This window comes from Bacillus thuringiensis (assembly GCF_001595725.1).
Classification (GTDB): domain Bacteria; phylum Bacillota; class Bacilli; order Bacillales; family Bacillaceae_G; genus Bacillus_A; species Bacillus_A thuringiensis_K.
This window is the reverse complement of the sequence record NZ_CP014282.1, coordinates 3,984,163-3,996,548: the sequence shown is the minus strand read 5'-3', so window position 1 is coordinate 3,996,548 and position 12,386 is coordinate 3,984,163. Positions and strand designations below refer to the sequence as shown.

The following is a 12,386-nucleotide window of genomic DNA, read 5'->3' as shown; positions in this document are numbered from 1 at the left end:
GGCATTCCTATCTTCTAAAGCGAGCTTGTACTTTATTTCGTTTGCGATCTCGGTGCAAGACGAAGCCACCAAAGATATAAAAGCCGAGCGCGAAGCAGAGAGCGCCGATTAAAAATTGTAACCACAGTATAGAAATTGGTGGAAATAGAATCCCGAATACCGTATCTCTCATTAACTTTATACCAAATACAGCTAATGAAATAGGGATGAGTGCTAATAGTAGAGCAACGTAACGCTGCATACATAATACTCCTTTTCAGATTATTTCGTATATTTTAATGATGTTATACGGAAAGGGGTTTGTCAAGAGGGTGCTGAACGAGTAAGATAAGGGTGTGAAAAAATTTGCAGAGTTACTTCGAGAGGAAGTGTAATATATGAAACAAAAAGTATTAATTGTTGGTGCGGGTGAAGGCGGGAGCGCGCTGCTGAATCTGTTACAAAGTTCGAATATATTTCAAATTATAGGGATTATTGATATAAATCCATTGGCAAAAGGATTACAAATTGCTAAGGAATACGGGATTGCAATTGGAGAAAGTGTAACTCCATTTCTTTCTATGCATATTGATGTAATATTTGATATGACAGGTGAAGATGATGTACATAAAGTTTTGTTGGAAAAAAAGAAAAAAGACACTCTTCTTATACCAGGTGATATCGCAAAAATTGTTACAGGATTAGCGCATGAGAAGGAAGGGCTAATTGGGCAGTTAGAGGAACAAACGCAACAAGGAGAATTAATTTTAAATTCTACACATGACGGCATGATCGTAATTGATCGAGAGGGACAAGTTCGTCTTTTTAATAAAAGTGCAGAGCGTATTATCGGATATAAAAAAGAAGAGGCGATAGGAAAATATATTTTAGAAGTCATTCCAACTAGTAAATTACTTCGCATTATACGTACGAAACAAATAGAAGTAAATTATGAACTGACATTAGAGAATGGAAAGAAAATTATTACAACGCGTATTCCAATATTAAAAGAAGGCGGAGAGGTGCAAGGGGCATTTGCAATTTTTAAAGATATAACAGAAGTTGTAGATCTTGCGGAAGAAGTTACAGATTTAAAAGAAATTCAAACACTATTAGAGGCAATTATTAACTCATCTGAAGAAGCGATTTCAGTTGTGGATGAAAAAGGAAGAGGTTTAGTCATTAACCCGGCATATACGAAATTAACGGGTTTAACAGAAGAAGATATTATTGGGAAGCCTGCTACAACTGATATTGTAGAAGGCGAAAGTATGCATATGAAAGTACTTCGAACGCGTCGTGCGGTGCGCGGAATACATATGAAGATTGGGCAAAAAAAGCGAGATGTAATTGTAAACGTAGCACCAGTTATTGTGGATGGAATATTGAAAGGAAGCGTCGGCGTTATCCGTGACGTGTCGGAAATTCAAAAATTAACAAATGAATTGAATAGAGCAAGGCAAATTATTCGCACATTAGAAGCGAAATATTCATTTGATGATATTGTCGGAAATTCAGATGAAACAACTGCAGCTATCGAACAGGCGAAGCTAGGAGCGAATACACCAGCAACAGTACTGTTACGCGGGGAATCTGGGACTGGTAAAGAATTGTTTGCACATGCAATCCATAATGGAAGTAATCGAAAATACAATAAGTTCGTCCGTGTAAACTGTGCGGCCATTTCGGAGACGTTGTTAGAAAGTGAATTATTTGGTTATGAGGAAGGGGCGTTTTCTGGAGCGAAAAGAGGCGGGAAACGTGGGTTCTTTGAGGAAGCGAATAACGGTAGTATTTTTTTAGATGAAATAGGGGAGTTGTCTGCAAATACACAAGCGAAACTCCTTCGTGTATTGCAGGAAAAAGAAATTGTAAAAGTTGGTGGAACGAAAGCGATACCTATTAATGTTCGAGTAATTGCAGCGACACATGTGAATTTAGAAAAGGCTATTCTAGAAGGGAAGTTTAGGGAGGATTTATATTATCGATTAAATAAAATCCCAATTCAAATTCCATCTCTTCGTCAACGTAAAGGAGATATACCGACAATTGCGGACAGGTTGATTCAAAAAATTAATCAAGATTACGGTCGTAATGTAGAAGGGCTCACTGATTCAGCCGTTTTATATTTACAATCATACGAATGGCCAGGAAATGTGAGGGAACTTGAAAATATTTTGGGGAGAGCTATTATCTTTATGAATTATAACGAGACCTATATTGATGTACACCATTTACCGCCATTACATAACGAAGAGCAGGTGGAGTCAAAGCAATCTCATTTATTACCTGAATTAGAAGAAAAGCCACTTGAACATTTAGTGACAGAGTTTGAAGGGAATATTATTTATGAATATTTGGAGAGATTTGATGGGAATAAAACACAAACTGCAAAAGCGTTAGGAATTTCCGTTCGAAATTTATATTACAAGCTAGAAAAGTATAACCATGCAAAAAATAGCATGCAATAAATTGCATACCGTGCAATTTATTGCATGGTATACAAAAAGCGACAAGATAAGACAGAATTTTTCGTTATTTTCCAAAGTATTGATTTTACTGCATTTTGAATACGTTTTCATTATTGGTAAGACCACTTTTAAAAGTTGGCACGGTATTTGCTTTATAAATGGACGAGGGACGACGGAAAGGGTTGATTACAAAATATGAAGTTAGAATACTTAATTGATCAAGCAGGACAGCCTAAAAAAACTGTGGCTGTAGCAGTAGCTGAAGATCATGAAGTAATTGAAGCTGTAGCGAAAGCAATTAAATTACAGCTAGCTCAATTTCGTCTATATGGAAATCAAGAAAAAATAATGGGGATGCTACAAGAACATGGTTTACAAACTTCAGAACATGTTGAAGTGATTGCAGCAATGTCTAGTGCTGAAGCTGCAGAACTTTCTGTTAAAGCTGTGAGAAATGGTGAAGCAGATGTGCTTATGAAGGGGAACATCCCAACAGCAAATATTTTGAAGGCTGTGTTAAACAAAGAGTGGGGCCTACGTAAAGGTAGCGTACTTTCACATGTAGCAGCATTTGAAGTTCAAAATTACGACCGTCTTATTTTCGTTACAGATGCAGCGATGAACATCGCACCTGACGTAACACAAAAAGCTGCTATTATACAAAATACTGTAGAAGTTGCCCAGGCAATAGGAATCGACTTGCCCAAAGTGGCACCAATCGCAGCAGTAGAAGTTGTGAATCCAGCGATGCAGGCGACAATTGATGCAGCGATGTTAACACAAATGAATCGCCGCGGACAAATTAAAGATTGTATCGTTGATGGACCACTTGCTTTAGATAATGCAGTATCACAAATTGCAGCAGAGCATAAAGGCATAGTAAGTGATGTAGCAGGTAAGGCAGATATTTTACTCGTCCCAACGATTGAAGCTGGAAATGTGCTATATAAATCACTCGTATACTTTGCGGATGCAAAAGTAGGAGCAATGATTGCTGGCGCAAAAGCACCGATTGTTTTAACATCTCGTGCTGATTCAGCAGAAACAAAAGTATATTCATTAGCATTGGCAGTTGCGACTGCTTCAAAATAAACCAAAAAGGGTAAAACATTAGGGGGAAACGACAATGACATTAGAAATCTTCGAATACTTAGAAAAATATGATTATGAGCAAGTAGTATTTTGTCAAGATAAAGAATCTGGTTTAAAAGCAATTATTGCAATTCATGATACAACACTTGGACCGGCTCTTGGTGGAACAAGAATGTGGACATATGATTCTGAAGAAGCGGCGATTGAAGATGCATTGCGTCTTGCAAAAGGGATGACATACAAAAACGCAGCAGCTGGTTTAAACTTAGGTGGTGCGAAAACAGTAATTATCGGTGATCCTCGTAAAGATAAGAGCGAAGCAATGTTCCGTGCACTAGGACGTTATATCCAAGGACTAAACGGACGTTACATTACAGCTGAAGATGTTGGTACAACAGTAGATGATATGGATATTATCCATGAAGAAACTGACTTTGTAACAGGTATCTCACCATCATTCGGTTCTTCTGGTAACCCATCTCCAGTAACTGCATACGGTGTTTACCGTGGTATGAAAGCAGCTGCAAAAGAAGCTTTCGGTACTGACAATTTAGAAGGAAAAGTAATTGCTGTTCAAGGCGTTGGTAACGTAGCATATCACCTATGCAAACATTTACACGCTGAAGGAGCAAAATTAATCGTTACAGATATTAATAAAGAAGCTGTACAACGTGCTGTAGAAGAATTCGGTGCATCAGCAGTTGAACCAAATGAAATTTACGGTGTTGAATGCGATATTTACGCACCATGTGCATTAGGCGCAACAGTTAATGATGAAACTATTCCACAACTTAAAGCAAAAGTAATCGCAGGTTCTGCAAATAACCAATTAAAAGAAAATCGTCACGGTGACATCATTCATGAAATGGGTATTGTATACGCACCAGATTATGTAATTAATGCAGGTGGCGTAATTAACGTAGCAGACGAATTATATGGATACAATAGAGAACGTGCACTAAAACGTGTTGAGTCTATTTATGACACAATTGCAAAAGTAATCGAAATTTCAAAACGCGATGGCATAGCAACTTATGTAGCGGCAGATCGTCTAGCTGAAGAGCGCATTGCAAGCTTGAAAAATTCTCGTAGCACTTACTTACGCAACGGTCACGATATTATTAGCCGTCGCTAATCATTCATATATAACTTTTACAAAAGGCGTGGTTACCTCTTATGAGGTTTCCGCTTCCTTTTGAATTTATTAGTGGAGGTAGCAACATTGTCTGTAAATCGAATTCTTGTTATTAACCCAGGTAGTACATCCACAAAAATTGGTGTTTTTGATAATGAAAGACCCGTTTTAGAAGAAACGATTCGTCATGACGTAGAACAGATTGGGAAATACAAGCGAATTATCGACCAATATGAGTTTCGAAAAGAAACGATTTTAGAAGTTCTACATTCTCATGGTATTAACATTTCAAAATTAAACGCTGTTTGTGGACGTGGTGGATTACTTCGTCCAATCGAAGGCGGTACGTATACAGTAAATGATGCGATGTTAGAAGATTTAAAAAATGGGTTTAGCGGTCATCACGCTTCAAACCTTGGAGGCATTTTAGCATATGAAATTGCTTCTGGATTAAACATTCCTGCATTTATTGTGGATCCTGTCGTTGTAGATGAGATGGAGCCAGTTGCTCGTATAAGTGGTATTGCTGGTATGGAACGTAAAAGTATCTTCCATGCATTAAATCAAAAAGCAGTTGCTCGTAAAGTAGCCGAACAGTTAAACCACAAATATGAGGATTTAAATTTATTAGTTACACATATGGGCGGTGGTATTACAGTTGGTGCTCATAAAAAAGGAAGAGTAATCGATGTGAATAACGGTTTAAACGGAGAAGGACCATTTAGTCCAGAGCGTGCTGGTACAGTACCAGTAGGGCAACTAGTAGAAATGTGTTTCTCTGGTGAGTATTACCGAGATGAAATGATTAAAAAGCTTGTCGGACAAGGTGGACTTGTAAGTTTAATCGGTACAAATGATGCGATTAAAGTAGAGAAAATGGTTGAAAAAGGTGATCCTGAAGCAACTCTTATTTATAAAGCAATGGCATATCAAGTTGCAAAAGAGATTGGCGGAGCTAGCGCTGTACTTCACGGGAAAATCGATGCAATCGTATTAACTGGTGGACTGGCATACAGTAAAATTCTTGTCGATGAAATAAAAGAGCGAGTGGACTGGATTGCAGATGTTATTGTACATCCAGGCGAAGATGAGTTAGAAGCGTTAGCAGAAGGAGCACTTCGTGTATTACGTGAAGAAGAAGCTCCAAAAGAATACGTTGTACGTGAAAAAGAAACGGTAGCTAGGGGTTGAGATAATGGCAAAAGAATATGATTTAGTCATCGTTGGCGGCGGTACTGGTGGATATGTTGCTGCAATTCGTGCATCACAACTAGGGTTAAAAACTGCACTAGTCGAAAAAGAAAATCTTGGTGGTACTTGTTTACACAAAGGATGTATCCCTAGTAAAGCTCTTTTACGTAGTGCGGAAGTATATGCAACTGCTAAAAAAAGCGAAGAGTTCGGAGTTATTGCAAGCAATGTAGAACTAAACTTTGCGAAAGTACAAGAGCGTAAAGAGAAGATTGTAACGCAGCTTCATAAAGGCGTTCAACACTTAATGAAACAAGGTAAAATTGATGTGTTTGAAGGTATTGGCCGTATTCTTGGCCCATCTATTTTCTCTCCGATGCCAGGGACAATTTCAGTTGAACTTGCAAGTGGAGAAGAGAATGAAATGTTAATTCCAAAAAATGTACTTATTGCAACAGGTTCTCGTCCAAATTCATTACCAGGTTTAGAATTAGACGGAGAGTACGTAATGTCTTCAGATCATGCTCTAAAAATGGAAACGCTTCCTAGTTCGATTATTATCGTTGGTGGCGGTGTAATCGGTATTGAGTGGGCATCTATGCTTGCTGACTTCGGTGTAGAAGTTACAGTATTAGAGTATGCGAAAACGATATTACCACTAGAAGATCAAGACGTCTCAAAAGAAATGCAACGTCTATTCAAGAAAAAAGGTATTAAAGTAGTAACTGGTGCAAAAGTATTACCAGAAACATTGGTAAAAGATAACGGAGTAACAATCCAAGCTGAACACAACGGTGAAAATAAAGAATTTAAAGCAGAAAAAATGCTTGTATCTGTAGGAAGACAAGCGAATACGCAAAATATTGGCTTAGAGAACACAGATATCGTTGTGGAAAAAGGATACATTCAAACAAATGAGTTTTATCAAACGAAAGAATCGCATATTTACGCAATTGGAGATGTAATCGGTGGCCTGCAACTTGCTCACGTTGCTTCTCATGAAGGAATTGCTGCAGTAGAACATATTGCAGGGAAAGAAGTTACACCAATTGATTACTCTATGGTATCAAAATGCGTATATAGCAGTCCAGAAGTTGCTTCTGTCGGTTTAACAGAACAAGAAGCGAAAGAAAAAGGCTATAAGTTAAAAGTAGGTAAGTTCTCATTCCGCGCAATCGGAAAAGCACTTGTATACGGAGAATCAGATGGTTTCGTAAAACTTGTAGTTGATGAAGAGACAAATGACATTCTTGGTGTTCATATGATCGGACCGCATGTAACAGATATGATTTCTGAAGCTGGTCTTGCAAGAGTACTTGATGCAACACCTTGGGAAGTAGCACATACAATTCATCCGCATCCATCATTATCTGAGGCGATTGGTGAAGCAGCACTTGCTGTAGATGGAAGAGCGTTACACGCATAAAAATGTGGATTTAGGAGGTTATGAAAAATGGCAGAAGTAAAAGAAAAGCGCCATGAAGAGCTTGGCTTAAGTGATGAGCAAGTATTAGAAATGTTCCGTACGATGTTACTTGCACGTAAAATCGACGAACGTATGTGGTTATTAAACCGCGCTGGTAAAATTCCATTCGTAATTTCTTGTCAAGGACAAGAGGCTGCACAAGTTGGAGCGGCGTTCGCTCTTGATAGAGAGAAAGATTATGCATTACCATACTACCGTGATATGGGTGTTGTACTAGCATTTGGTATGACAGCTAAAGAGCTTATGTTGTCTGCTTTCGCGAAAGCTGGAGATCCAAACTCTGGTGGTCGTCAAATGCCTGGTCACTTCGGTCAAAAGAAAAATCGTATTGTTACAGGTTCATCTCCAGTAACAACGCAAGTACCACATGCAGTCGGTATTGCACTAGCTGGAAAAATGGAGAAGAAAGATTTAGTAACGTTCGTTACATTTGGAGAAGGTTCTTCAAACCAAGGTGACTTCCATGAGGGGGCAAACTTTGCTGGTGTACACAAACTACCTGTTATTTTTATGTGTGAAAATAACAAATATGCAATCTCTATTCCAGTTGAAAAACAATTAGCATGTAAAAACGTATCAGATCGTGCGATTGGTTACGGTATGCCTGGATATACAATAGACGGAAACGATCCGCTTGCAGTATATAAAGCTGTAAAAGAAGCAGCAGATCGCGGTCGTCGTGGTGAAGGCCCAACTTTAATTGAAACAGTATCATATCGTTTAACAGCACATTCTAGTGACGATGATGATCGTGTTTATCGTGATAAAGAAGAAGTAGAAGAAGCAAAGAAAAAAGATTCAATTATAACATTCGCGGCTTATTTAAAAGAAGCTGGTGTGTTAACTGAGGAATCGGAAAAACAAATGTTAGACGAAATTATGCATATCGTAAATGAAGCAACAGAATATGCAGAAAATGCTCCGTATGCAGCACCTGAAGATGCATTGAAGCACGTATACGCAGAATAGGGGGGAACGTTTCATGGCTGTAATGTCTTATATTGATGCTATTACATTAGCAATGCGCGAAGAAATGGAACGCGATGAGAAAGTATTCGTTTTAGGAGAAGATGTTGGTAAAAAAGGTGGTGTGTTTAAAGCGACACACGGTTTGTATGATCAATTTGGTGAAGATCGTGCGCTTGATGCACCGCTTGCAGAATCTGCAATTGCTGGGGTAGCAATTGGTGCGGCAATGTATGGTATGCGTCCAATCGCTGAAATGCAGTTTGCTGATTTCATCATGCCAGCAGTAAACCAAATTGTTTCTGAGGCAGCAAAAATTCGTTATCGTTCTAATAATGATTGGACTTGTCCAGTTACAATTCGTGCACCATTTGGCGGGGGTGTTCACGGTGCATTGTATCATTCACAATCTGTAGAAGCGATGTTTGCAAACCAACCAGGTTTAAAAATCGTTATCCCTTCTACACCATATGATGCAAAAGGCTTATTAAAAGCAGCCATTCGTGATGAAGATCCAGTATTATTCTTCGAACATAAACGTGCATATCGTTTAATTAAAGGTGAAGTGCCGGAGGATGACTACGTATTACCAATCGGAAAAGCAGGTGTAAAACGTGAAGGTGATGATATTACAGTTATCACGTACGGATTATGTGTTCATTTTGCTCTTCAAGCGGCTGAAAAGTTAGCACAAGATGGCATCTCTGCACACATTCTTGATTTACGTACTGTATATCCATTAGATAAAGAAGCAATCATTGAAGCAGCTTCTAAAACAGGTAAAGTTCTTCTTGTAACAGAAGACAATAAAGAAGGAAGCATTATGAGTGAAGTGGCAGCAATTATTGCTGAAAACTGTCTATTTGATTTAGATGCGCCAATCGCACGTCTTGCAGGTCCAGACGTTCCAGCAATGCCATATGCACCAACAATGGAAAAATTCTTTATGGTAAATCCAGATAAAGTTGAAAAAGCAATGCGTGAACTTGCGGAATTTTAATCGGGGGGACTATACATGGCTGTAGAAAATATTACAATGCCTCAGCTCGGGGAGAGCGTTACAGAGGGCACAATTAGTAAATGGCTCGTTAATGTTGGCGATCACGTAAACAAGTATGATCCGCTTGCAGAAGTAATGACTGATAAAGTAAATGCTGAAGTACCATCTTCTTTCACGGGTATTGTGAAAGAGTTAATCGCTGGTGAAGGTGATACGTTAGCTGTAGGTGAAGTAGTTTGTGTGATTCAAGTAGAAGGCGCAGATGAAGTAGCAGCAACAGCTGTTGAGGAAAAAACAAAAGAAGAACCAAATGCAGAAGTAGCTACGTCTGAAAAAGCACCGAAAGTAAAACAACCAACTGATGGAAAACCACGTTTTTCACCAGCTGTGTTAAAACTTGCGGGTGAGCATAACGTTGATTTAGATTTAGTAGAAGGTACGGGAGCAAACGGCCGTATCACTCGTAAAGATATTTTAAAGCTAGTGGAATCTGGAAATATTCCACAAGCAGGTGCGGCGAAGAAAGAGGAAGCTGTAGCGGCAGTAGTAGAAGCTCGCCCAGAAGCACCAAAAGCAGCACCAGTAGCGCAAAAAATAGAAGCTGCGAAACCAGTTTCTGTACCTACAATGCCTGGAGATATCGAAATTCCAGTAACAGGTGTGCGTAAAGCAATCGCAGCAAACATGTTACGTAGTAAACACGAAGCACCACATGCTTGGATGATGATTGAAGTAGATGTGACAAACCTTGTGTCATACCGTAACTCAATTAAAGGTGAATTTAAGAAGCGTGAAGGCTTTAACTTAACGTTCTTTGCTTTCTTCGTAAAAGCAGTAGCACAAGCGTTAAAAGAGTATCCTCAAATTAATTCAATGTGGGCTGGCGATAAAATTGTTCAGAAGAAAGATATTAACCTTTCTATCGCTGTTGCAACAGAGGAAGAACTATTTGTACCAGTAATTAAGCAAGCGGACGAGAAAACAATTAAAGGTATCGCTCGTGAAATTACAGAACTTGCAGGAAAAGTACGTACGAAATCGTTAAAAGCAGACGAAATGCAAGGTGGAACATTTACAATTAATAACACAGGATCATTCGGCTCTGTTCAATCTATGGGTATTATTAATTACCCACAAGCGGCTATTTTACAAGTTGAATCAATTGTAAAACGCCCAGTAATTATGGATAACGGTATGTTCGGTGCTCGTGATATGGTTAACTTATGTTTATCACTTGATCACCGAGTACTTGATGGTTTAATTTGTGGTAAGTTCTTAGGACGTGTTAAAGAAATTTTAGAAAACATGTCAGAAAATAATACATCTGTATATTAGTCAACTACCCCCACTGAGATGAAGCATTTCAGTGGGGGCTTGAGTTTGAACGCTAGGTCTTTTCGTCTATCGCTAGACAGTTTGACGCTCTAGCATTCATGCCACCTTATGGTAACACCCCAAGTATATTTTTGGTCGGTACTGACAACGAACGATTGTTTTCCCACTTGCACCACTCTTTCGAAAAAGAGAAGTTCTTCCCTATGGAAGAAGCCACCGCTCAGATGAATCCGGCGTGTGCTACAAGCCCCGACAAGTCAAGTACACATGGATGGTTGACGCACCCACTAAGCTATGCGCGAAGTAACAGCCTTACGTTTTTGCACTTCTAATAGAATCGGCGTTTTCACTTTCAGATTTTCATCCAATTCTACAATTTTTGATTTTTTCAATGTATTCAACGCACCATTAATATCAGCATGGATACATGTTCCTGCTTTACTTTGGTACAGACCGCGAGTAATTCGTTTGCCACTAAAGCGATACTGCGTCCTATCATCCTTAGACCAAACTGGAACCGGATCTTTATCAAGAAAACTAGCTTTTGAAGTATAGCTTTCTTCTTGTTTTAAAAATCGAATGCCTTCTTTTATACATTTATTCTCAATCGCTGCAATCAGTTTATGAAATGGGATTTGAACAAACTTTTGATTATTCTGTTTCCCCATATGAGATTTTTGTTTCCAACCAGCGTTATACCCTACAACAATCGTATCTATATCGAATTCTTTCACTTTTTTGAACAACAGGCCTACCGCTTGTGAAATGTAACCATTTATTTGTTTTTCTCGGTTATGCCAAAGTGCAGCGATTTTATTCGTTACAACTCGTTTTGAAAGTCCATTCTCCATATTTTTCTGTTGTAGATTACGTATCGTTTTGTTGAAGTATTGATTTATAGATTTTAATTTTTTCCCATCAATTAAGAAGGCGTCACCTGTATTGGTTACGCAACTTACTAATCTATCTACACCTAAATCGCAACTCAAAGCGTTACTCGTAGTCGTGGATGGTTTCTTCATTTGAGAAACGTGCATTTCATATGTATAATGCACCTCAAAGAACCGACCTTTTTGCTTCGGTACAATCTCAATGTAGGAGATTTTTTTATGTCTTAAATTTTTTGGCATACGTATTTTAATGGAACCGAATTTTTTTCTGAATGCCACATTCATCGGAATTATCCAATACCCATTATCATCCACTTTTGGAACTTTATAGATTTCGATGATTCGTTTGTCAGTGGAACGAGAATAATTCGGAAACTTAGGACGACCTGTGAACTTGTCAGGATGTTTCTTCCACTGTTCCATTGCTTTAAAAAAGCTCTTCACTTCTGTAAATAAGGCTCTACGAATCGCTTGAACAGAGTTTGATTGAACGCCCGAGTAGTTCATATCGGCTTGCATGGCAGTATCCACTTCTTTTACAGTAGCCATCCTGTTATTGTTTAAGTAACTTTGTTTCATCGTGTACAAGCCAACATTTCGCAAAGCTTTTGAACTATGCGACATACGCTCAAGTAAACGAAATTCTTTTGCAGTCAGGATAGTTCGTCCGATATTCTGTTTCTGCGTGAATCGTTGCATCTTTTCTCTTTTCTTTTGTTTCCATAATACTTTCACTGCTTTCTTTCTAGCCATTTCTTTCACCACCTTTCTTAGAGAGTTCATTACTTTTGACAAATCAATATTTGAAACGAAATGAAACAACATGCGAACATGGTCTTCA

The 12,386-nt window shown here is 38.6% G+C and carries 10 protein-coding genes; 8 read left to right on the top strand and 2 right to left on the bottom strand.

Translation table 11 applies throughout. The features are described 5' to 3' along the window. Positions 1-7: 7 nt before the first annotated feature. Positions 8-241: a DUF2627 domain-containing protein gene (locus tag AXW78_RS19855; protein ID WP_001190210.1), complete on the bottom strand. Its 234-nt coding sequence runs from the start codon at positions 239-241 to the stop codon at positions 8-10. Between the two features lie 136 nt (positions 242-377). Here AXW78_RS19855 and AXW78_RS19850 point away from each other — a divergent pair, with 136 nt between their 5' ends. From AXW78_RS19850 to AXW78_RS19810, 8 genes are all read left to right on the top strand, one after another. Then, positions 378-2,450 carry a sigma-54 interaction domain-containing protein gene (locus AXW78_RS19850; protein WP_000810968.1) on the top strand — a complete coding sequence of 691 codons (2,073 nt, stop codon included), beginning with the start codon at positions 378-380 and terminating at the stop codon, positions 2,448-2,450. Between the two features lie 195 nt (positions 2,451-2,645). Further along, positions 2,646-3,542: a phosphate butyryltransferase gene (yqiS, locus tag AXW78_RS19840; RefSeq protein ID WP_000764680.1), complete on the top strand. Its 897-nt coding sequence runs from the start codon at positions 2,646-2,648 to the stop codon at positions 3,540-3,542. A 34-nt stretch (positions 3,543-3,576) separates the two neighbouring features. Further along, positions 3,577-4,677: a leucine dehydrogenase gene (locus AXW78_RS19835; RefSeq protein WP_000171357.1), complete on the top strand. Its 1,101-nt coding sequence runs from the start codon at positions 3,577-3,579 to the stop codon at positions 4,675-4,677. A gap of 87 nt (positions 4,678-4,764) precedes the next feature. Beyond that, positions 4,765-5,868 (top strand): butyrate kinase, encoded by a 1,104-nt coding sequence (gene buk / locus AXW78_RS19830; protein WP_000115780.1) that lies wholly within the window; start codon positions 4,765-4,767, stop codon positions 5,866-5,868. 4 nt (positions 5,869-5,872) lie between these two features. Next, positions 5,873-7,294 carry a dihydrolipoyl dehydrogenase gene (lpdA, locus tag AXW78_RS19825; RefSeq protein WP_001051289.1) on the top strand — a complete coding sequence of 474 codons (1,422 nt, stop codon included), beginning with the start codon at positions 5,873-5,875 and terminating at the stop codon, positions 7,292-7,294. A gap of 27 nt (positions 7,295-7,321) precedes the next feature. Then, on the top strand, positions 7,322-8,323 hold the full coding sequence (gene bfmBAA, locus AXW78_RS19820) for a 3-methyl-2-oxobutanoate dehydrogenase subunit alpha (protein ID WP_000852551.1): 1,002 nt from the start codon (positions 7,322-7,324) through the stop codon (positions 8,321-8,323). Between the two features lie 13 nt (positions 8,324-8,336). Continuing rightward, positions 8,337-9,320, top strand: coding sequence for a 3-methyl-2-oxobutanoate dehydrogenase subunit beta (gene bfmBAB, locus AXW78_RS19815; protein WP_061884561.1), 984 nt, complete (start codon positions 8,337-8,339; stop codon positions 9,318-9,320). Positions 9,321-9,335: 15 nt separating this feature from the next. Then, positions 9,336-10,655, top strand: coding sequence for a dihydrolipoamide acetyltransferase family protein (locus AXW78_RS19810; RefSeq protein WP_061884560.1), 1,320 nt, complete (start codon positions 9,336-9,338; stop codon positions 10,653-10,655). 287 nt (positions 10,656-10,942) lie between these two features. On the opposite strand, the gene AXW78_RS19805 is transcribed toward AXW78_RS19810, so the two are convergent. Continuing rightward, complete coding sequence (locus tag AXW78_RS19805) at positions 10,943-12,298, bottom strand: RNA-guided endonuclease TnpB family protein (RefSeq protein ID WP_061884559.1); 1,356 nt, start codon at positions 12,296-12,298, stop codon at positions 10,943-10,945. Positions 12,299-12,386 lie beyond the last annotated feature (88 nt).